Consider the following 22,234-nt stretch of genomic DNA (forward strand, 5'->3'; position numbering starts at 1 on the left):
TGACGCTCTGCGTCACCCTTGCGCCGTGCGGGACGCGGAGCGTCCAAGGCGGCATTCCCACGCAGAGCGTGGGAACGATCACCCTGACCCTGAGGATGGACCACACCTAACCCACTTTGGAGTACTGCCATGAGCGCCAACGTCGACCAGAACAACCGCCCCGACTACGACCAGGTCCTGCAGGACATCGCCGACTACGTCCTTAACTTCAGGATCGAATCCCGCGACGCCCTGGACACCGCCCGCAATTGCCTGATGGACACCCTCGGTTGCGGCCTGCTGGCCCTGCGTTTCCCGGAGTGCACCAAGCACCTGGGGCCGATCGTGGAAGGCACGGTGGTGCCGTTCGGCGCACGGGTGCCGGGCACCTCGTTCCGCCTGGACCCGGTCAAGGCCGCGTGGGACATCGGCTGCATCGTGCGCTGGCTCGACTACAACGACACCTGGCTCGCCGCCGAATGGGGGCATCCCTCGGATAACCTCGGCGGCATTCTCGCGGTCGCCGATCACCTCTCGCAAAAACGCGTGGCCAACGGCGAGGCGCCGCTGACCGTGCGGGCCGTGCTGGAGGCGATGATCATGGCCCACGAAATCCAGGGCGTGATCGCCCTGGAAAACTCCTTTAACCGCGTCGGCCTGGACCATGTGCTGCTGGTGAAAGTCGCCTCCACCGCCGTCACCGCCAAACTGATGGGCGCCAACCGTGAGCAACTGCTGTCGGCATTGTCCCAGGCGTTTGTCGATGGCCAGGCGTTGCGTACTTATCGTCATGCGCCGAACGCCGGTTCGCGCAAGTCGTGGGCGGCGGGGGATGCGTCGAGTCGCGGCGTACGGCTGGCCGACATCGCCATGCGCGGCGAGATGGGGATTCCCGGTGTGTTGAGCGCGCCGCAATGGGGTTTTTATGACGTGCTGTTCAGCCACACCAACAAGGACCTGGCGCTCAAGCCCGACGACAAGCGCGCCTTCAGCCTGTCGCAGCCCTACGGCACTTATGTGATGGAGAACGTGCTGTTCAAAATCAGTTTCCCGGCCGAGTTCCATGCGCAAACCGCCTGTGAAGCGGCGGTCACCTTGCACCCGCACGTGAAGAATCGCCTGCATGAGATCGATCGGATTGTCATCACCACCCACGAGTCGGCGATCCGGATCATTTCCAAGGTCGGGCAGTTGGCCAATGCGGCCGACCGTGATCACTGCCTGCAATACATGACCGCCGTGCCGCTGGCGTTTGGCAATCTGGTGGCCGAGCAATACGAAGATGAGTTCCACGCGGCCCATCCGATCATTGATGAACTGCGGGAGAAGATTGTCATCGTCGAAGACCCGCGCTACAGCCGCGAATACCTGGAGGCCGACAAGCGCTCCATCGCCAATGCGGTGCAGGTGTTCTTCAAGGATGGCTCCAGCACCGAACAGGTGGCCGTGGAATACCCGATTGGCCATCGTCGCCGTCGGGTGGATGGCATTCCATTGCTGGAAGACAAGTTCAAGGCCAACCTGGCGACCCGGTTTACTGCGCAGCGCAGTGCCGAGATTTTTGCCCTGTGCAAGGATCAGGCGAAGCTTGAGGCCACTCCGGTCAACCGGTTTGTCGACCTATTCGTCATCTAAAAATGATCGTTCCCGCGCTCTGCGTGGGAATGCATCCTGTGACGCTCCGCGTCACCATTGCGCAGGACTCAAGCCTTGCGCCAGCAGTGGAACGCGGAGCGTCCCTGGCGGCATTCCCACGCAGAGCGTGGGAACGATCAATGTGTCGACATCACGCCGTTACATGCTGCCTTCCACATCATCCAGGCTGAACGTCTCGGTATGGTCGTCATAGGAGAAAATCTCCGCATACCGTCCCCACGCCACCACGCTTTCCAGGGTCTTTTCCACAAAGGCTTCCGTCATCGAATCTTCCAGCTCCTGCTCGAAGCGCACCCGTGGCGCCCGGTGGCCGCTGCGCTCAAGCAACACCTGGTGAATGCGCGCGGCCAATGGCACGTGGCGGATCAAGTGTTCGGCAAACAGGGTTTTACGCTCCTGGGTGCCGTAGTCGGCGAACAGTTTGCCGGCGTCGGTGAGGGTGATGTCGGCACCCTTGAGTTCGGCGAAGCCCAAATGCTCAAGCATCTCCGCCACCGGGAACAGATCGTCGACTTCCAGCAAGCGCCGTTCGGCCACGGTCGGCAGGCCGGCGTGGCCGTTGTAGGGCTCGGCGGCCAGGGTTTCGATCAGGCCGGCCATCAGGTTGGTGGAGACTTCCGGCAACAGGCTGCCCATTTTCAGCTCAGGCAAACCTCTGCTGGCGTCAGCGCTGCGGCGGTCGGTCATCAGGGCATAGATGTCGTCGACCATTTGCCGGAAGGTCGGGTCCAGCCGGTTGCGCGGGTGGGCAAACGGCACCTTGATCTCGGCCACCACCCGGCCAGGGTTGGACGACAGCACCAGGATGCGGTCGCACATCAGCACCGCTTCTTCGATATTGTGGGTCACGATCAGGATCGATTTGATCGGCAGTTGCTTGCCGCTCCACAGATCCAGCAGGTCGGTGCGCAGGGTTTCAGCGGTGAGCACGTCCAGCGCCGAGAACGGTTCGTCCATCAGCAGCAGGGTCGGGTTCACCACCAGCCCGCGGGCGAAACCCACGCGTTGGCGCATGCCACCGGACAGTTCGCGCGGGTAGGCGTTTTCAAAACCGTCCAGGCCGATCAGGTCGATGGCCGCCAGGGCGCGCCTGCGGGACTCCTTGCGCTCGACCTGCAAGGCTTGCAGGCCGGCCTCGACGTTTTCCAGCACGGTCAGCCACGGGAACAGGGCAAAGGTCTGGAACACCATGGCCACGCCTTCGGCCGGGCCGTTGAGCGGCGCGCCGTTGTAGCGTACTTCGCCCGACGACGGCTGGATCAGCCCCGCGATGATGCGCAGCAAGGTCGACTTGCCCGAGCCGGAACGGCCGAGCATGCCGACAATCTCGCCTTCGTGCAGGCTCAGGTCCACGCCGCTGAGGACTTGCAGCTCGTCTTTACCTTTGCCGAACACCCGGTTCACGTTTTTCAACGAGTAGATTTCCGGAGTGTCGGCGGCATGCTCGGTATAGGTAGTCATCACTGCGAATCCCATCAATTCAGACGAAGTTTGTTTTCAGCCATGGCGTACATCGGCCGCCATACAGCTCGGTTGAACGCCACCACGAAGATCGACATCACCACCACGCCCAGGGCAATTTTCGGGAAGTCGCCGGCCGCAGTGGTCTGTGCGATGTAGGCGCCGAGCCCGTGGGCGACTACGTTGTCCTGGCCCCAGGACACGTACTCGGACACGATACTGGCGTTCCAGGCACCGCCCGAGGCGGTAATGGCGCCGGTGACGTAGTACGGGAAAATCCCCGGCAGCATCACTTTGCGCCACCACAACCAGCCGCGAATGCGGAAGTTGGCCGCGGCTTCCTTGAAGTCATTCGGGAACGCGCTGGCGCCGGCGATCACGTTGAACAGGATGTACCACTGGGTGCCCAGCACAATCAGCGGGCTCAGCCAGATATCCGGGTTGAGGTTGTAGTGCAGGATCACGATGACGAACACCGGGAACAGCAGGTTCGCCGGGAAGGCCGCGAGGAACTGCGCCAAGGGCTGGATTTTTTCCGCAAGCGCAGGGCGCAAGCCGATCATCACGCCCAACGGCACCCAGATCAGCGAGGCGATCAGGATCAGGCCGACCACCCGCAACAACGTGATCAGCCCCAGCACGAAGACATGGCCGACTTCGGCGAGGGTCACTTCGGTGCCGACGTACTGCACGATGTGGTACAGCGCATAAGCGGCCAGCAGCGCGATGAGCGTGCCCCACACCCAGTCGATCACTTTTGACGCCTTCGGGGTTTCTGCCGGCAACGCTTTGAGTGCGCCGCCCGCCAGGCTGAAGCGCTTGTTGCCAATGCGGCTGATGGTGCGGGTGAGCGGCCGCAGGCTGCGCTGGACGATGCGCGTGCGCTGGATCAGGTTCAGCAGCCAGGATTGCGGCGCGGCGCCCTGGGAGGCGGTGGTTTCCATGCGGAACTTGTCGGCCCAGGCCACCAGCGGGCGGAACAGGAACTGGTCGTACATCAGGATGACCACAATCATCGCCAGGATCACGTAGCCCACGGCGTGCAGGTCTTTCTGGGCAATCGCCAGGGCCAGGTAGGAACCTACGCCCGGCAAGGTGATGGTCTTGTCGCCGACGGTAATGGCCTCGGAGGCGACCACGAAAAACCAGCCGCCGGACATGCTCATCATCATGTTCCACACCAGCCCGGGCATGGCGAAGGGTACGTCGAGCTTCCAGAACCGCTGCCAACCGGAAAGCCGCAGGTTGGTCGACACTTCCACCAGGTCATTGGGCAGCATGCGCAGCGACTGGTAGAAGCTGAACGTCATGTTCCAGGCCTGGCTGGTGAAGATCGCAAAGATGGCCGCGAACTCCGCGCCGAGCACGCGCCCGGGGAACAGCAGCAAAAAGAACGTCACGGTAAACGAGATGTAGCCCAGTACCGGTACCGATTGCAGGATATCCAGCACCGGCACCAGCAGTTTCTCGGCGCGCCGGCTTTTGGCGGCCAGGGTGCCGTACAACAGGGTGAACACCAGCGCTGCAACCATCGCCGCCAGCATGCGCAGGGTGGTGCGCATCGCGTATTCCGGCAGGTTGGCCGGGTCGAGGGAGATGACTTCACTTTGCAAGGTGGCGATGGGCGCCCAGGTTTCTCGCGCCGTGATGGAGAAAAACAGTAAAAAGCCGATCACCAGGGGCAGGGCGACCAAGTCCCAGCGGTTGGGCAACAAACGCAATGTGGACGCAGGGATGTAGTGACGGAGCACTCTTTTCATAGGCAGTCAGTCCTGCAGCGTTCAGGTTCAGGGGCGTGATGGGAGTGAGCTTAGCTGCTGCACGAATGACCCTCCGAGAAGGAAAGCGCTGTTTTCGCGAGTCAGGGGCAACGAGGCGTTGCAGGCGGGATTGTACGTTTCTAAATGTTACAAGCACATAAATTTGCTGTCAGTTTCCTGTACGAACTGCAGCTAGGGCGTAGGCACCCCAGCCGCTTCTTGGCCGCTATTCAAACCGCAGGATCACCCGACGGTTGTGCTTGCTCTTCTTCTCGATTTTTTCGCAGAACACCCGGCCGATTTCCTCGGTATTGGTCACATGGGTGCCGCCACAGGGCTGGATGTCGATACCGGCAATTTCGATCACCCTTACTGAGCCCTGGATCACCGGTGGCGCCACCGCCTGGGTGCGGGTGATCTGTAGCAGGGTCGAATACTCCGAGGCGGGCATCGACAGGGTTTTCACCGCGTGCGCCTGCTCGATCAGGGCATTGAGGTCGCGGGTGATGGTGTCTTTGTCGAGGGTCATTTCCGGCAGGTCGAAATCCAGGCGGCCTTTGTCGGCACCGATGCTGCAACCGGTCACCGGTGCATCGATGATCGAGCACAGCAGGTGCAGGCAGGTGTGCATTTTCATGTGCTGGTAGCGCCGCTCCCAGTCCAGGCTGGCGTCCACCTGCATTCCGGCGGCCAGTTGTTCAGGGCACTGTTCGACTTGGTGCCAGATGATCGAGCGCAGCACCGGATCACGCACGGTGCCGGTGATGTCCACGCGGCTGCCGTCGGGCAGGATGAAGTGCCCGGTGTCGCCCGGCTGCCCGCCGCCAGTGGGGTAGAACAGCGTGTGCTCCAGGGCGATCCCCTGTTCGCTGACGGCAATCACCCGCGCACTGAACGCATTCTGGTAAGGCGCGCTGTCGAACAGCGCGAGGGTTTCCATGGTGTGCACGGACATGTTCAACCTCCGACGATCAGTGGGCTGGCTTGCAGCAGGCGACGAACCATCGCGCTCAAGCCAGGGGGAGATAGCAGGGTGATTTCAAATTCGGGCCCGGTCACTTTCAGGTTCAGCGGCAGGCGCGGCGGGTAGGCTGTTGTCTCGATATAGCGCAGGCGAAACTGCAAATGGTGGCGTTCCTTGACCGTTGGCTCCAGCAGCAGGCCGGGCAAGGGATGGAAGTCGGCGTCGAGGACCATCACCTTATGGCTGGCGTTGACCTCGCCCACCACGTGCAGGCGCTCATCGAGGGCAAACGCACCGAGGTAGTTGCTGTGGTCCGACTCATCGTTTTTCTGCAACTGGATCTGGTTGACCACCTTGACCTTGGTGCCGGCCGGCACGTCCTGGGTGATCACGCAGGAAGGGCTGATAAACACGTTGTCGCCGATCAGCACATAACCCAGCACCCGCGCGCCGGAACCGACTTCCACGTTGTTGCCCAACCGTGGGTGACGCTTGCCGTCCGGGTTGTTGGCGATGCCCCGGGCGCCAAGGGTTACGCCGCAGAGGATGTAGCAGTCGTTGCCGATCTCGCAGGTTTCACCGATGACCGTACCGTAACCGTGGTCCAGCACAAAACGTCGGCCGATCCGCGCGGCGGGGTGAATTTCGGCGCCGGACAGAATCTTGCCCTGGTTGCTCAGCTTCAGGGCGATGGTGGAAAACACACCGTTGTTCGTGTCCGGGAAATTCCACACCAGGTGCGCCAGGCGGTAGTACAGCACGGCCTTGAACGAGGCGTAGGACTCCAGGATCAGCTCACCGCGCCCACGGGATGCCGGGTCGCGCCAGGCATAGGCGATCAGGTCTTCGGCCACCGCTTGGGCCGCCGCCTGGATCAGCGGCGCAAGATGCGCCTCCAGCTGCTTCAACTGCGCAGGCGTAAGCGTGGTGATGAGGTGGGTGAGCAACTCATCGTGCAGCTGTTGCATGTCGATAAAGCCCCCCATGGAGGCACCCCCGCAATAGTTGTTATTCAAAACAGGGCAAATAACTGTCGGCACTGTCGTAGACCATGGTCAGCACAACGGTATCGGTGGGCAGCTCCGGCGCCAGTTTGGCGATAGCCACCATGTTGGCGGCCGACGACAGCCCGAGGCTGATGGCATCGGTGCGCATGATGCGTTTGATCATGTCGAGGCATTCCTGGCGCGACACCTTGAGCATCCCGTCAATGATTGCGACGTTGAGAATGCTCGGGATCAACCCGATGGACAGGCCCTGGATATGGTGCGGCGCGTGGCGGTCGCTGAGCAGGTCGCATTCTTCCGGCTCCACCCCCATCACGCGGATTGCTGGCCAGGTGCTCTTGAGGGTTTCGCCGATGCCGGTGATATGGCCGCCGGTGCCGATGCCGCTGACGAAGTAATCGACCCGCAGCTCGCCGAAGGCCCGGATGATTTCCCGGGCGGTGGTGTCACGGTGGGTCTGCGGGTTGGCGCCGTTGCGCTGCTGGTTGAGCATCACGTAGCTGGGGTTTTCCAGCTGTAGCTCCATGCACTTTTCGCCGTGGGAATTGTTGCCCTGGCGGCTGTCCGACAGCACCACTTTGGCGCCGTACAGGCGCAGCAGTTTCTGCTTTTCCGGGCTGTAGTTGTCGGGGATCACCAGCACCACTTTGTAGCCCAGCACGTTGCCGGCCATCACCAGGCCGATGCCGGTGTTGCCGCCACTGGGTTCGATGATGGTTTGCCCGGAGCCGCGAATCAGAATGCCCCGGCGCTCGGCGTCGAGGATCATGCCCAGGGCGATGCGCGCCTTGTGGCTGCCGCCGGGGTTGAGGGATTCCAGCTTGGCGTAGACCTCGATGCCAAGGTCTTCGGAAAACTGTTCCAGACGCACGATGGGCGTTTGGCCAATGGCGTCGAGTATCGAGTTATGCAACATCAAGTAAGAGCCCATGGCCGCTGATCAGTACAAAGGCATGTCGGGTTCGACGTCGCGAACCCAGTGTTTCATGCCACCTTGCAGTACTTTGGTGTTGGAGAATCCGGCGGCCAGCAACGTGCTGGCGGCTTGCTCCGCGCGGGTTCCGGCGTAGCAGATGAGGTAGTGAGTGTTGTCGCGGCTGAGGTTGGCGAGTTGCCCGTCGAGCTCGGCCAGCGGGATGTGCACCACCCCCGGCAATTTGCATACTTCCAGCTCACTGGCGTCGCGCACGTCCAGCAACACGTCGGCCTTGCTGTGGCGTTCAAGCAGTTGCTTGAGTACCCGCGGCTTGATGTAGCGTTCTTCGGCCAGTGACGGTTGGCTTGGCATCGCATCGGCGCAGACGGCGGGTGCAAGGGTTTGGGTGTGGCGCAGCTCGGAACAGCAGGGGCAGTCGGCGCGGCGCTTGAAGCGGATCTCGCTGAACTTCATCGCCAGCGCATCAAAGCGCATCAGCCGGCCCGAGAGTGGTTCGCCAATGCCGATCAGCAGCTTGATCGCCTCGGTGGCCTGGATCATCCCGACCACCCCGGGCAATACGCCGATCACGCCGCCGGCGCTGCAGTTGGGCGCCAGTTCCGCCGGCGGTGCCTGGGGAAACAGGCAGCGATAGCACGGCCCGCCTTTATAGTTGAGCACGCTGATCTGCCCGTCGAAGCGGTAGATGGCGCCGTACACCAACGGCTTGCCCAACTGCACGCAGGCGTCGTTGACCAGGTAGCGGGTTTCGAAATTGTCGGTGCCGTCGATCACCAGGTCATAGGCGCCCACCAGTTCCAGGGCGTTGTCGGTGTTGAAGGCGGTGTCGTAGGTGTTGATCTGGATGTGGCTGTTGAGGTCCTGCAAGCGCTGCTTGGCGGACTCGACCTTGGGCAGGCCCAAGGTGCTGTTGCCGTGGACGATCTGGCGTTGCAGGTTGCTGCTTTCCACCACGTCGAAATCCACCAGCCCCAGGGTGCCGATGCCGGCCGCCGCCAGGTACAGGCTGATGGGCGAACCGAGGCCGCCGGTGCCGATGATCAGCACCTTGGCTTTCTTCAGGTTCAGTTGGCCTTCGCGGCCGACGCCGGGCAGGGTGATGTGGCGCACGTAGCGCTGCACTTCTTCGTTGCTCAGTTGGTCGACGTCCATGCCGCCGGAGGTGGCCAGCAGCACTTCGATTTTGGCTTCTTCCGGTAACCTGTCATCGGCGTTGATCAGCTCTTCTTCAGCGATAAAGAGGAAGTGTTCCTTGATCTGGTTGTTATTTTCGTGAAACAGGTGCGCACGTAAATTCGGATGGTTATCGCACAGGTTTTCAATGACTTCGCGCAATGTCGATCCGGCACCCTCGAGGGTCGATGCTGGCAGCTTGGCCACGCGGACCAGGATGTCGGGGAAAGAGACAGCGTTCATGCACAACTCCGTTTGCAGGTCGTTGAAGGGTTTTTGGGCGAAGTGTTTGCCATCCCAGGCAAACAGCTTGGAACCTTGGGTCTTGCCCTGGCGAACATCCACCACCAGGTAGCTTACGGGGTAGATCGGCTCGCCCATGAAAAGGGCCTTGTCCTGGTCTTCGTCGCTGAAATACGCGCCGACGTCAGGGTGGGAGTGGTAGATCACCACCACCGGGTTATCACTGCGAAACGCCTTGTTCATCTTCAGCGTGTCGGCCACCGAAAAGGTGTAGCCGTTGGCGGCGCTGCGTGAATACATCTGCGGGTTCTTGCTGTGCAGCTCGTTCTGGATGTTGCTGCCCAGGTACACGCTGCCATCGGCGAAAACGAAACCGCAGCATTCCTCGGGGTAGCTGCGGTCGGCGTGGGCGTAAATCTGCTCCAGGGCGGTTGGGCTCAGGACCTTCATCTCAGTTTTTCTTCGCCAGGAGCTTTTCGATGGGCAGCTTGGTGATGGCAAAACCGGCCAGCAGGATCGCCGAGTACATCATCAGGTCCTTGGAAATCTGCACGCCTTCGTACCAGGCGCCGATGATCACCGCGAACACCGGGAAGATGATGAACACGAAGGACAGAATGATCGGGCTCAGGCGCTTGAGCAGCATGAAATACACGATAAAACCGCCCACCGACGCCACCAGCCCGAGGTAGAACAGCGCACTCCAGGACCGCAGGGTGATGTCTTCAAAGGTCGGGGTTTCAAAGAAAAGCCCGGCGACAAACAGCATCAGCCCGGCAATGCCGATGGGCAGGGTGTTGTAGGTGATTACGCTGATGGCGCTGCCTTGTTTCTTGGTAATCACGTAGCACAAGGCATGCATGATCGCGGCGGCGAGGATCGCCAGCACTCCGAAGAACTCGGCGTGGTCCAGGTGCAGGCCCTGGCTCTTGATGATCATGTACAGGCTGCCGAAACCGATGGCGATACCGACCACTTGTGAGAAGTAGATGCGCTCGCGCAAAAACAACGCAGAGAAAATCAGGATAAACACCGGCATGCAGCTGAACAGCAGCGCGGTGAGGCCGGACGAGACATGCATCTCGCCGTAATTGAGCAGGTAATACGGAACGCTGAAGTAGGACAGCGTCACAAACACGAAGAACCAACGGCTCTCACGGGGAAACAGGATCGGCTCGCGGCGCACCCACGCGAAACACAGGAACAACGGAAACGCGATCAAAAACCGCAGCCCGGCAGAGGTCAGCGGCGGCACGCTTTCCACAGCGATTTTGATGCCCAACCAGGTGGTACCCCAGCTCAGGCATACGATCAGAAACATGACGCTGGTAATCAGCCCAGCCAACCACTGCTTGTGAGTTTTTGTTTTTTCAGCATTTTCGAGAACGGCGGACATTGGCATCGTGACATTGCTTCCATGAGACCGAATTGACCTCTATATTGAGTGCCTTGATTCGGTGATTGAACCCGTAAAAGCACACTATTAGGGCGAAAGATGGCTGTCAAAACAAATATTGACATGGTGTCAATTATGCGAGAAGGACTCTCCAACGGGCAGGGCGTGAAGTACAAACGCCTGTCCGATGTCATGGAGCGGGGCATTCTTGAAGGCTTGATTGAACCGGGAAGAAAGCTGCCGCCCCATCGGGTGCTTTCCGACAATCTGGGGGTTACCATTGGCACCATCAGCCGCGCCTACGGTGAGCTGGAACGCCTGGGGTTGGTGGTGGCGCGGGTCGGTGACGGCACCTTCGTGCGCAAGCGTGGGATGGAACGCCAGCGGGATGAAGGCTTTCGCAACTTCAGCGACGAGCCGCGGCAATACTTTGATATGAGCCGCAATATGCATATCCCGGGGCAGGAGACCACGTTCCTGGCCCAGAGCTTCCAGACGCTGGCCACCAACGCCAAGTTTTTGCAGGACATCAGTGCCTACACCCCGGATGCCGGCCTGCCGCGCTACCGGGCGGCGGGTGCCCAGTGGCTGGTGCAGCGGGATTTCCATCCGATTCCCGAGCAGGTGATCTGCGTGAATGGCGGCCAGCATGGACTGCTGTGTGCACTGATGGCGCTGTTACGGGCCGGCGACACGGTGGTCACCGAACAGTTGACCTACCCGGGGCTGATCACCGCCGCGCGCATGCTGGGGATACGCCTGATCGGCCTGGAAATGGATGAAGAAGGGCTGCTGCCGGGGGCGCTGGATGAAGTCTGCCGCAATCACCGGGTGTCGGCGTTGTACTGCACGCCGACCATCCAGAATCCCACGACAGCGGTGCTGTCGGTCGCGCGCCGTGAGGCGCTGGTCAAGGTGTGCCGTGAACACAACCTGCTGATTCTTGAGGACGAGGCCCACGGGGTGTTGGTGGAAGACCGCCCGCCGCCCCTGAGCCATTTCGCCCCGGAGCGTACGATTCTGATCAGCAGCCTGAGCAAGGCGGTGTCGGCGGGGTTGCGCGTTGGGTACGTGCATGCGCCGCCGGCGCTGGTCAGCCGGATTTCTGCGGCCTTGCGTTCCACCTGCTGGATGGCCACGCCGGTCACCCTGGAACTGGCCACGCAATGGATCGAAAACGGCACGGCAGAACACCTGTTGCACCAGCAGATCCAGGAAATCAGCCGGCGCAAGGCTCTGGTTGAAGGGTTGTTGATCGGGTTGGAGTACCGCACTCACCTGAACAGCCCGCACTTCTGGATCGAAGTCCCGGAACCGTGGCGGGCGTCGGAAATCGAGGCGGAGTTAAAGCAGAACAATTACCTGATCGCGACAGCCGAAGCGTTTGCGGTGGGGCAGACGGCGGTGCCGCAGTTTATTCGGGCGAGTATCTGCAATACGTCGGGGGATGATCAGTTGCTGCTGGATGGGTTTGATGCGCTGGCGACGGCGTTGGGGCAGGGTGGGGGGCGGTTTCACCTCTGAACCCAACAACTGGTTGTGAACATGGCCCCTGTGGCGAGGGAGCTTGCTCCCGCTGGGCTGCGAAGCAGCCCCAAGGCCATTCACTACATACCAGTCGTCTGGTTTGCGACTGCTGCGCAGTCGAGCGGGAGCAAGCTCCCTCGCCACAGAAACTCCCTCGCCACACAAGCACCTTGGCCAGAGAGCGGAGTTATTTAAACCGCCGCTCCACCCCTTTCTCCACCAGAATCTTCGCCGAAATCTCTTCCACCGAAAAATGCGTGGAATTGATGTGCGCAATATTCTCCCGGCGGAACAGATTTTCCACTTCCCGCACTTCAAACTCGCACTGCGCATAGCTGGAGTAACGGCTATTGGGCTTGCGCTCGTTACGGATCGCCGTCAGTCGGTCCGGGTCAATGGTCAGCCCGAACAGCTTGTGCTGGTGCGCGCGCAGGGCGCTCGGCAGCGTCAGGTGCTCCATGTCGTCTTCGGTCAGCGGGTAGTTGGCCGCGCGAATCCCGAATTGCATGGCCATATAAAGGCAGGTCGGCGTCTTGCCGCAGCGGGACACGCCCACCAGGATCAAATCAGCCTTGTCGTAGTAGTGGGTGCGGGCGCCGTCGTCGTTGTCGAGGGCGAAGTTCACCGCCTCGATCCGCTCCATATAGTTGGAGTTGTGGCCAATGGAGTGAGATTTTCCGACGGAGTATGACGAATGTTCACTTAACTCTTGTTCCAGCGGCGCCAGGAAGGTAGAGAAGATGTCGATCATGAAACCATTGGAGGTGGCGAGGATCTCACGAATGTCCTGATTGACGATGGTGTCGAAAATGATCGGACGAAATCCGTCTTTTTCGGCCGCCAGATTGATTTGTTGTACCATGGCTCGCGCTTTATCCACGCTATCGATATAGGGTCGCGTGAATTTGCTGAAGGTAATGTTTTCGAACTGCGCCAGCAGGCTTTGACCCAGGGTTTCGGCTGTAATGCCGGTGCCGTCGGAGATAAAGAAAGCAGATCGTTTCATTTGAGCCTTGGGCCTTAAGCTGATGACGAATCTTGGATATGATAGGCGCGATTTTGCCGTCCCGCAGTGGGCCGCATTCTCACTTATTTTCCAGGTCCAGGCCACAAACGCCGGTAACTGCTCCTACTGAGCCGCCGGCGTCCTGAGCTTTTCCAACACAGAAAGTGGAGAGATCACCTTGGTAGAGTACGTAGTTTCCCTCGATAAGCTCGGCGTCCATGATGTAGAGCACGTAGGGGGCAAGAACGCATCCCTGGGCGAGATGATCAGTAATCTTGCGGGTGCCGGTGTATCGGTGCCAGGTGGTTTTGCCACCACTGCCCAGGCTTACCGTGATTTCCTCGAGCTGAGCGGCCTCAACGATCAGATCCATGCCGCCCTCGATGCGTTGGACGTCGATGACGTCAACGCCCTGGCCAAGACCGGCGCCCAGATCCGTCAATGGATCATGGAAGCTGAATTCCCCGAGAAGCTCAACGCCGAGATCCGCACCGCGTTTGCCACGCTGTCGGCCGGTAACCCGGACATGGCTGTCGCCGTGCGCTCCTCGGCCACCGCCGAAGACCTGCCAGACGCATCCTTCGCCGGCCAGCAGGAAACCTTCCTGAACATCCGCGGCGTGGAAAACGTGATCCGCGCGGCCAAGGAAGTATTTGCCTCCCTCTTTAACGATCGCGCCATTTCCTACCGCGTACACCAGGGTTTCGACCACAAGCTGGTGGCCCTGTCTGCCGGTGTGCAGCGCATGGTGCGTTCGGAAACCGGCACCGCCGGCGTGATGTTCACCCTGGACACTGAATCGGGCTTCCGCGACGTGGTGTTCATCACCGGCGCCTACGGCCTCGGCGAAACCGTGGTACAAGGCGCGGTGAACCCGGACGAATTCTACGTCCACAAACACACCCTTGAAGCCGGCCGCCCGGCCATCCTGCGCCGCAACCTGGGCAGCAAGGCGATCAAGATGATCTACGGCGACGAGGCCAAGGCCGGTCGCTCGGTGAAAACCGTTGATGTCGACAAGGCCGAACGCGCGCGTTTCTGCCTGACCGACGCCGAAGTCAGCGAATTGGCCAAACAAGCGATGATCATCGAGAAGCACTACAAGTGCCCGATGGACATCGAATGGGCCAAAGACGGCGACGACGGCAAGCTGTACATCGTCCAGGCCCGCCCTGAAACCGTGAAGAGCCGCACTTCGGCCAACGTCATGGAACGCTACCTGTTGAAAGAAACCGGCACCGTGCTGGTGGAAGGCCGTGCCATCGGCCAGCGCATCGGCGCCGGCAAAGTGCGGATCATCAAGGACGTGTCCGAGATGGACAAGGTCCAGCCAGGTGACGTGCTGGTCTCCGACATGACCGACCCGGACTGGGAACCGGTGATGAAACGCGCCAGCGCCATCGTCACTAACCGTGGCGGGCGTACCTGCCACGCGGCGATCATCGCCCGTGAGCTGGGGATTCCGGCAGTGGTGGGCTGCGGCAACGCGACCCAACTGTTGAAAGACGGCCAGGGCGTGACCGTATCCTGCGCGGAAGGCGACACCGGCTTTATCTTCGAAGGTGAGCTGGGCTTCGACATCAAGCAAAACTCCATCGACGCCATGCCGGACCTGCCGTTCAAGATCATGATGAACGTTGGCAACCCGGACCGCGCCTTTGATTTCGCGCAGTTGCCGAACGCCGGTGTGGGCCTGGCCCGCCTCGAGTTCATCATCAACCGCATGATCGGCGTGCACCCCAAGGCGCTGTTGAACTACGACGGCCTGCCGCCGGACATCAAGGAAAGCGTCGACAAGCGCATCGCCGGCTACAACGACCCGGTGGGCTTCTACGTCGAGAAGCTGGTGGAAGGCATCAGCACCCTGGCGGCGGCGTTCTATCCGAAAAAGGTCATCGTGCGGCTGTCGGACTTCAAGTCCAACGAATACGCGAACCTGATCGGCGGCAAGCTCTACGAGCCGGAAGAAGAAAACCCGATGCTGGGCTTCCGTGGTGCTTCGCGTTATATCAGCGAAGCCTTCCGCGACTGCTTCGAGCTGGAATGCCGTGCCCTCAAGCGCGTGCGCAACGAGATGGGCCTGACCAACGTCGAAATCATGGTGCCGTTCGTGCGCACCCTGGGTGAGGCGAGCCAGGTGGTGGACCTGCTGGCAGAAAACGGCCTGTCCCGTGGTGAGAACGGCCTGCGCGTCATCATGATGTGCGAGCTGCCGTCCAACGCCATCCTGGCCGAAGAGTTCCTGGAGTTCTTCGACGGCTTCTCCATCGGCTCCAACGACCTGACCCAGCTGACCCTGGGCCTGGACCGCGACTCGGGGATCATCGCTCACCTGTTCGACGAGCGTAACCCTGCGGTCAAGAAGCTGCTGGCCAACGCTATCCAGGCCTGCAACAAGGCTGGTAAGTACATCGGCATCTGCGGCCAAGGCCCCTCCGATCACCCGGACCTGGCCAAGTGGCTGATGGAGCAGGGCATCGAAAGCGTCTCGCTGAACCCCGATTCCGTACTGGAAACCTGGTTCTTCCTGGCTGAAGGTCAAACGCCGGCGTAAAACGCAGCACCCCAAAGTGCCGGTCACCCTTGCGGTTGGCCGGCATTTCTCATTCTGTACAGGGCGGAACTCCTTCCGGACGCCGCCCTTTTTTGTGCAAGAGCATTATGCAAAGCAGCAGCAACCTGTTCCCCGTCGCCTTGATCAGCGCTGAGCGTCGTGGCGACCTGAGTGAAGATGTGTACCGGCTGAAACCTGGCAACAGCCCCGACGGCACTGTCGAGCTGGCCGTGACCCGCCTGGGCCTGGCTGATGTCCCGGAAAACCGGGGCGTGCCGGTGGTTTTGTTGCACGGCAGTTTCTCCAACCGACGCTTCTGGTATTCGCCCAAGGGTATCGGCCTGGGTGCCTACCTGGCGCGCGAGGGGTTCGATGTCTGGATTCCGGAAATGCGCGGCCATGGGCTGTCCCGACGTAACCACGATTACGCCAAGAATCGCGTTGCCGACTATGCGCGCTACGACTTGCCGGCCATTGCCGCCTTTGTGCGTGAGCAAAGCGGGCAGATTCCTCACTGGATCGGGCATTCCCTGGGCGGTACGACCTTGGCTGCGGCCTTGGGTGGGCAGCACCTGGGCGCGCCGGCGGTGGCCTCGGTGGCGCTGTTTGGCTGCCAGGTCAGCCGCACCCATTGGCCGTTGAAACTGCCACCGGTGGAATGGACCGGTCGCCTGCTCTTGAAACGTTTTGGCGAGTTGTCTGGCTCCCGGCTGAAACGCGGCCCAGAGGACGAGCCGGCGGGCGTGTTGATTGAAGCCATGCGCTGGAATGGTCTGTTCGGCCGCTTTGGCGAAGGAAAGCAGGATTGGTGGAAAGGCCTGGCAGGTGTCGACGTGCCGCTCTTGGCGGTGAGCGCTGCCGGCGATCATCAAGACCCGGACTGGGCCTGTCGCAAGCTCTTCGAACAGGTCGGCTCCGAGCATCGTCAGTACCTGTGCCTGGGGCGCCAGCAAGGGTTCAGCGGGGATTTCGGGCACGTCGAGATGCTCGTTAGCAAGGCCGCACAGGTTGAGGTGTGGCCGTTGGTGAGGGGTTGGTTGAAAGATCCGTTCACACCTTTGATGGGGGCGCAGTCTCAGGAGCTGGCAGCAGTTTGAGCGCAAGGCTCTATCAGGGGCGTTTCGCTTGTTTGCCGTAGCGGCTAAGATATGACGCGCTGGGTGGTTCTGGTCATATTCAGTCGCGCAGTAGGTCTTGCGTTGCTGTCCGATGGGCCTGACTATTCGACCCGGATTAAAGAACCTTCATGGCAAAGCGTTTCCAGATGTAAGTAAACAGTGGGATGTTCGACACCTTCTTTCACCTACAGGAGTTTCTCGATGAACCATTACCTTACCCCCGACCTGTGCGATGCCTACCCGGAGCTGGTGCAGGTAGTTGAGCCGATGTTCAGCAATTTCGGCGGCCGAGATTCCTTTGGTGGCGAGATCGTGACCATCAAGTGCTTTGAAGACAATTCCCTGGTCAAGGAACAAGCCGAACTCAACGGCGCCGGCAAGGTGCTGGTGGTCGATGGTGGTGGTTCCCTGCGCCGCGCGTTGCTGGGCGACATGATCGCCGAGAAAGCCGCGAAAAACGGCTGGGAAGGGCTGGTGATCTACGGCTGCATCCGTGATGTCGACGTGATCGCCCAAACCGACCTGGGCGTGCAGGCCCTGGCCAGCCATCCGATGAAGACTGACAAGCGTGGTCTTGGCGATTTGAACGTGGCGGTGACATTCGCCGGCGTGACCTTCCGTCCCGGTGAGTACGTGTACGCCGACAATAACGGCGTGATCGTCTCCCCAAGCCCGCTGAAAATGCCTGAATAAATAGCCGTAGCCGACAGGGGTGAGGATGTTCGAGGAAGAAAACGCGCAGTGGGGGCTGGTGCATGCCCTGGTGCTGGACGGTAAAGGTGGTGCGCGTTCGATTGCCCGGACAGAGCTTGATGAGCTGCAACTGCAGCCTCAGGAAAGCCTGTGGCTGCATTGGGACCGTAGTCACCCCCAGACCCAGACCTGGTTGCGCAAATCCAGCGGCTTGAGCGAGTTCGCCTGTGACCTGCTGTTGGAGGAAAACACCCGCCCACGCCTGTTGCCACTGCCGGACGCTGAACTGCTGCTGTTTTTGCGCGGGGTCAACCTCAATCCCGGCGCCGAACCGGAAGACATGGTCTCGGTGCGGATCTTTGCCTCGGCCGCGCGGGTGATTTCCCTGCGTTTGCGCCCATTGCGCGCCACCGACGAGTTGCTGGTGCAACTGGCGGACGGCAAGGGGCCGAAGACGTCCTCGGAACTGGTCCTGTATATGGCGCAGTACCTGACCAACAAGGTTCAGGATCTGGTCAGCGATCTGTCCGAAATCGTCGATATCGAAGAAGAAAAACTGGATGCCGACGAACGGTATACTCCGGAGCATGGCAGCGTTTTGCAGATCCGTCGGCGTGCTGCCGGGCTGAAGCGTTTCCTGTCGCCGCAGCGGGATATTTTCGCGCAGTTGACCCGGATCAAATTGCCCTGGTTCTGTGACGACGATGCTGACTACTGGAACGAATTGAACAACAGCCTGACCCGTTACCTGGAGGAGCTGGAATTGTCCCGGGAGCGCGTGGGGCTTGTGCTGGAGACCGAAGACCGGCGTTTGAGCCTGCGCATGAACCGCACCATGTACCGCTTCGGGATCATCACCGGGATCTTCCTGCCGATGAGTTTTCTGACCGGTTTGCTGGGGATCAATGTGGGCGGAATTCCGTTCTCTACCAGCCCTTACGGATTCCTGATTGCCTGCCTGATGATGGTCTCGGTGGCGGTCGGGCAGTGGTGGTTGTTTCGACGTTTACGTTGGGTGTGAGCTGAATGTGACCTGAACGTGGAAAGAGGTCATGTGACCCGAAGAATTTTACCCTCGTCTTTTAAATCACTTGCGAGAGGTTTTTTATGCACGATCCGTTCGAACAGTCTTTGCGTGACATGCTGAATGCCTCGCCGTCCAACCGGGACGACGATGCTTGCCTGGGTCGCGTTTTGAAAACCGCCAACCGCCAGGTCGGGGCGGGGGATCTGTTCGGTCTGCTCGGCCGCTGGTTACCGGCGTTGATGATGGCGTTGAACAACGGTTCGGCCCATGTTTCACCGGTTTCCCGTCGTAAACCTCTTGCTCGCACTGCTGATAAGGCTGAATGAATATGGAACTCGATCTCTGGACCCAGAGTCTGGTAACTGCAATGACTGCACTGTGGACCAAGGTGGCGAATTTCATTCCCAACCTGTTTGGTGCATTGGTGGTGGTACTGCTGGGGTTTGTCGTGGCCAAGCTGCTGGACACCCTGCTTTCCAAATTGCTGGCTAAACTGGGTCTTGATCGATTGATGGGTGGTACCGGCCTGACCAAGATTCTGGGGCGTGCCGGGTTGCAGGTACCGATCTCGACATTGATCGGCAAGATCGTTTATTGGTTTGTTTTGCTGATTTTTCTGGTTTCTGCGGCTGAATCCCTTGGACTTGAGCGAGTTTCAGCTACGCTCGACATGCTGGCGCTATATTTGCCGAAAGTATTCGGTGGCGCGCTGGTGTTGCTGGTAGGGGTTTTGCTGGCGCAACTGGCCAACGGGCTGGTGCGCGGTGCGGCTGAAGGCGTAGGTCTGGATTACGCCAGCGGCCTGGGGCGAATTGCCCAGGGCCTGGTGATTATCATCAGTATTTCGGTCGCGATCAGCCAGTTGGAGGTCAAGACTGACCTGCTGAACCACGTGATTGTGATTGTTTTGATTACCGTTGGTCTGGCCGTTGCGCTGGCCATGGGGCTGGGAAGTCGGGAAATTGCAGGGCAGATTCTTGCGGGAATCTATGTGCGTGAGCTATATCAGGTTGGGCAACAAGTGCGTGTGGGCGAGGTCGAAGGGCAGATCGAGGAGATCGGCACGGTCAAGACGACAGTGCTGACGGACGATGGCGAACTGGTGTCGCTTTCGAATCGGATCTTGCTGGAACAGCATGTGACTAGCCGCTAACCCGGCGAATCCTGCTAATGTACGCCGCCGCGAACCTGGGTATCCAGACTCTGGCGGACATTGACCTGACTGTCGGCACGACTTGTTTTGAATAAAGCCCAAACGCTGTCCACGCGCTATGACCCCCGTGAGCTCTCTGATGAGGAGTTGGTCGCGCGCTCGCACACGGAGCTGTTTCACGTAACACGCGCGTATGAAGAATTGATGCGCAGGTATCAACGCACTCTGTTCAACGTTTGTTCAAGGTATTTAGGGAACGATAGAGATGCGGATGATGTCTGTCAGGAAGTGATGCTCAAGGTGCTCTACGGCCTGAAGAACTTCGAGGGCAAATCGAAGTTCAAGACATGGCTCTACAGCATCACGTACAACGAGTGCATCACGCAGTATCGGAAGGAACGGCGAAAGCGTCGCTTGATGGACGCTTTGAGTCTGGACCCCCTTGAGGAAGCGTCTGAAGAAAAGACGCCAACCTCGGAAGAAAAGGGCGGACTCGATCGCTGGTTGGTGCATGTGAATCCGATTGACCGGGAAATTCTGGTGCTACGATTTGTCGCAGAGCTGGAGTTTCAGGAAATCGCAGACATCATGCATATGGGTTTGAGTGCTACAAAAATGCGTTACAAACGCGCTCTTGATAAATTACGTGAGAAATTTGCGGTCAGCACTGAAACTTAGTGCGTGGCAAATATCTCTTACGTGTAGGCAAGTTCTGTTAGACTTGTCGCCGAGTTGTCCCCCGGTATGTGGGACTGCTTTACAATCACCAGATGGGGATTTAACGGATGAAACTGAAAAACACCTTGGGCTTGGCCATTGGTTCTCTTATTGCCGCTACTTCTTTCGGCGTTCTGGCACAAGGCCAAGGCGCAGTTGAAGGCGAGCTGTTCTACAAGAAGCAGTACAACGATAGCGTCAAGCATATCGAAGACGGCTTCAACCCAGGCGCTCGCATTGGTTACTTCCTGACCGACGACCTGTCGTTGAACCTGAGCTACGACAAAACCAACCACACCCGTTCTAACGACGGTACTGGCAACCAGAAGATCAAAGGTGATACCGGCAGCGTTACTGCCCAGTACCACTTCGGTCAAGCTGGTGTTGACTCCCTGCGTCCATACGTAGAGGGCGGTTTCGGCCACCAGAGCCGTACCAACGTACAGGCTGATGGTCACAGCGGTCGCGATCAGTCGACTCTGGCTATCGCTGGCGCTGGCGTGAAGTACTACTTCACCAACAACCTGTACGCTCGTGCCGGTGTTGAAGCTGACTACGCAATCGACAACGGCAAGTGGGATTACTCCGCACTGGTCGGCCTGGGTGTAAACTTCGGCGGTAACGCTGGCGCAGCAGCTCCAGCTCCTACCCCAGCACCAGCTCCAGAGCCAGTTCCAGAGCCAGAAGCTCCGGTTGCTCAGGTTGTTCGTGTTGAGCTGGACGTGAAGTTCGACTTCGACAAGTCGGTTGTTAAGCCTAACAGCTACGGCGACGTGAAAAACCTCGCTGACTTCATGAAACAGTACCCACAAACCACCACCGTTGTTGAAGGTCACACTGACTCCGTCGGTCCTGACGCTTACAACCAGAAGCTGTCCCAGCGTCGTGCTGACGCTGTTAAGCAAGTCCTGGTCAAAGACGGTATTGCTCCTAACCGTGTAAGCTCGGTTGGTTATGGCAAATCCCGCCCAGTTGCTGACAACGCAACTGAAGCTGGCCGTGCTATCAACCGTCGCGTAGAAGCCTCGGTAGAAGCACAAGCAGCTCAGTAATTACTGAGTTGTAGAAAAAAGCCCGGCTTAGGCCGGGCTTTTTTTCGCCTGTAATTTACCTCAGGCGGTGGCGCTGGCCAGGGCCTCAACCGCTTGTGTCGCCTGGGCAACCCGGCCAATCACCAGGATCGCCGGGCTCTTGAGCGCAAATTCGTGCGCATCTTCCTGCATCCGGGAAAGACTGCTGCGGCACTCACGCTGATGTGGCAACGAGGCGTTTTCAATCATCGCCACCGGCATGTCATCGCTCATGCCACCTTCCAGCAACTGCTGGCGAATCTCCCCCAGCTTCGCCACGCCCATATAGATCACCAGCGTCGTGCCGCCCTCGGCCAGTGCCCGCCAATTGAGGCTGCTGTCATCCTGAGTGTGAGCCGTGACGAGCGTGACGCCGCGGCTGATACCGCGCAATGTCAGCGGAATATCACAGTTCGTTGCCCCGGCCAGCCCCGCCGTAATGCCGTTGACCAACTCCACGGTCACCCCTTGCTGCCTGAGCCACGCCGCCTCTTCGCCGCCGCGACCAAAAATGCACGGATCGCCACCCTTGAGCCGCACCACGCATTTGCCTTGCCGGACATAGCGCAACATCAGGCGATGGATAAACGCCTGCGGCGTGGAACGACAGCCGCCGCGCTTACCCACGGTGATCAGCCGTGCAGTGGGGCAATGCTCTAGCAGCGCCGGGTTGACCAGATCATCGATCAGCACCACGTCGGCTTCCCGCAGGGCTCTCACCGCCTTGAGTGTCAGCAGCTCCGGATCGCCGGGACCTGCGCCCACCAGCCAGACTTTTGCGCTCATATGCTTT

19 protein-coding genes are annotated in these 22,234 nt (G+C 59.9%); 10 read left to right on the forward strand and 9 right to left on the reverse strand.

Annotated elements, in window-relative coordinates:
- The first annotated feature begins 129 nt into the window (after positions 1-129).
- Entirely contained in the window at positions 130-1,614 is a 1,485-nt protein-coding gene (gene prpD / locus NVB75_RS28155) for a 2-methylcitrate dehydratase (RefSeq protein WP_258344312.1), read from the forward strand.
- 159 nt (positions 1,615-1,773) lie between these two features.
- On the opposite strand, the gene NVB75_RS28160 is transcribed toward prpD, so the two are convergent.
- From NVB75_RS28160 to NVB75_RS28190, 7 genes are all read right to left on the reverse strand, one after another.
- Complete coding sequence (locus tag NVB75_RS28160) at positions 1,774-3,096, reverse strand: AAA-associated domain-containing protein (protein ID WP_087695197.1); 1,323 nt, start codon at positions 3,094-3,096, stop codon at positions 1,774-1,776.
- Positions 3,097-3,110: 14 nt separating this feature from the next.
- Positions 3,111-4,856: an ABC transporter permease subunit gene (locus NVB75_RS28165; protein WP_258344313.1), complete on the reverse strand. Its 1,746-nt coding sequence runs from the start codon at positions 4,854-4,856 to the stop codon at positions 3,111-3,113.
- 226 nt (positions 4,857-5,082) lie between these two features.
- Entirely contained in the window at positions 5,083-5,811 is a 729-nt protein-coding gene (locus NVB75_RS28170) for an alanyl-tRNA editing protein (protein ID WP_076017166.1), read from the reverse strand.
- Between the two features lie 2 nt (positions 5,812-5,813).
- On the reverse strand, positions 5,814-6,806 hold the full coding sequence (locus tag NVB75_RS28175; protein WP_258344314.1) for a serine O-acetyltransferase: 993 nt from the start codon (positions 6,804-6,806) through the stop codon (positions 5,814-5,816).
- A 22-nt stretch (positions 6,807-6,828) separates the two neighbouring features.
- The gene (locus tag NVB75_RS28180) at positions 6,829-7,743 is read right to left on the reverse strand and encodes a PLP-dependent cysteine synthase family protein (protein ID WP_063034033.1); all 915 of its coding nucleotides are present in this window, start codon (positions 7,741-7,743) and stop codon (positions 6,829-6,831) included.
- Between the two features lie 24 nt (positions 7,744-7,767).
- Positions 7,768-9,630, reverse strand: a complete 1,863-nt coding sequence (gene moeB / locus NVB75_RS28185) for a molybdopterin-synthase adenylyltransferase MoeB (RefSeq protein ID WP_258344315.1) — start codon at positions 9,628-9,630, stop codon at positions 7,768-7,770.
- Between the two features lies 1 nt (position 9,631).
- A complete protein-coding gene (locus NVB75_RS28190; protein WP_177071781.1) occupies positions 9,632-10,525 on the reverse strand; it encodes a DMT family transporter in 894 nt (297 codons plus the stop codon).
- Between the two features lie 150 nt (positions 10,526-10,675).
- Here NVB75_RS28190 and NVB75_RS28195 point away from each other — a divergent pair, with 150 nt between their 5' ends.
- Positions 10,676-12,100 (forward strand): PLP-dependent aminotransferase family protein, encoded by a 1,425-nt coding sequence (locus NVB75_RS28195; protein WP_017479080.1) that lies wholly within the window; start codon positions 10,676-10,678, stop codon positions 12,098-12,100.
- A gap of 190 nt (positions 12,101-12,290) precedes the next feature.
- On the opposite strand, the gene NVB75_RS28200 is transcribed toward NVB75_RS28195, so the two are convergent.
- Positions 12,291-13,109, reverse strand: coding sequence for a pyruvate, water dikinase regulatory protein (locus NVB75_RS28200; protein WP_003215001.1), 819 nt, complete (start codon positions 13,107-13,109; stop codon positions 12,291-12,293).
- Between the two features lie 178 nt (positions 13,110-13,287).
- Here NVB75_RS28200 and ppsA point away from each other — a divergent pair, with 178 nt between their 5' ends.
- The 8 genes from ppsA to NVB75_RS28240 all read left to right on the forward strand — a co-directional run bounded on the left by ppsA (position 13,288) and on the right by NVB75_RS28240 (position 21,423).
- The gene (ppsA, locus tag NVB75_RS28205; RefSeq protein ID WP_063032371.1) at positions 13,288-15,663 is read left to right on the forward strand and encodes a phosphoenolpyruvate synthase; all 2,376 of its coding nucleotides are present in this window, start codon (positions 13,288-13,290) and stop codon (positions 15,661-15,663) included.
- Between the two features lie 107 nt (positions 15,664-15,770).
- A complete protein-coding gene (locus tag NVB75_RS28210) occupies positions 15,771-16,760 on the forward strand; it encodes an alpha/beta hydrolase (RefSeq protein WP_258344316.1) in 990 nt (329 codons plus the stop codon).
- A gap of 222 nt (positions 16,761-16,982) precedes the next feature.
- Positions 16,983-17,474 carry a ribonuclease E activity regulator RraA gene (gene rraA / locus NVB75_RS28215; protein WP_258344318.1) on the forward strand — a complete coding sequence of 164 codons (492 nt, stop codon included), beginning with the start codon at positions 16,983-16,985 and terminating at the stop codon, positions 17,472-17,474.
- Between the two features lie 25 nt (positions 17,475-17,499).
- On the forward strand, positions 17,500-18,495 hold the full coding sequence (locus NVB75_RS28220; protein WP_258344319.1) for a zinc transporter ZntB: 996 nt from the start codon (positions 17,500-17,502) through the stop codon (positions 18,493-18,495).
- Positions 18,496-18,581: 86 nt separating this feature from the next.
- A complete protein-coding gene (locus NVB75_RS28225) occupies positions 18,582-18,827 on the forward strand; it encodes a hypothetical protein (RefSeq protein ID WP_003215011.1) in 246 nt (81 codons plus the stop codon).
- Positions 18,828-18,829: 2 nt separating this feature from the next.
- Positions 18,830-19,654, forward strand: coding sequence for a mechanosensitive ion channel domain-containing protein (locus NVB75_RS28230; protein WP_008432650.1), 825 nt, complete (start codon positions 18,830-18,832; stop codon positions 19,652-19,654).
- Positions 19,655-19,741: 87 nt separating this feature from the next.
- Complete coding sequence (gene sigX, locus NVB75_RS28235; protein WP_258344320.1) at positions 19,742-20,332, forward strand: RNA polymerase sigma factor SigX; 591 nt, start codon at positions 19,742-19,744, stop codon at positions 20,330-20,332.
- A 107-nt stretch (positions 20,333-20,439) separates the two neighbouring features.
- Positions 20,440-21,423: an OmpA family protein gene (locus NVB75_RS28240; RefSeq protein WP_258344321.1), complete on the forward strand. Its 984-nt coding sequence runs from the start codon at positions 20,440-20,442 to the stop codon at positions 21,421-21,423.
- A 60-nt stretch (positions 21,424-21,483) separates the two neighbouring features.
- Here NVB75_RS28240 and cobA read toward each other — a convergent pair whose 3' ends face one another.
- On the reverse strand, positions 21,484-22,227 hold the full coding sequence (gene cobA, locus NVB75_RS28245) for a uroporphyrinogen-III C-methyltransferase (RefSeq protein WP_258344322.1): 744 nt from the start codon (positions 22,225-22,227) through the stop codon (positions 21,484-21,486).
- Positions 22,228-22,234: the final 7 nt, after the last annotated feature.

The organism is Pseudomonas sp. CBS (assembly GCF_024734645.1).
Taxonomy (GTDB): domain Bacteria; phylum Pseudomonadota; class Gammaproteobacteria; order Pseudomonadales; family Pseudomonadaceae; genus Aquipseudomonas.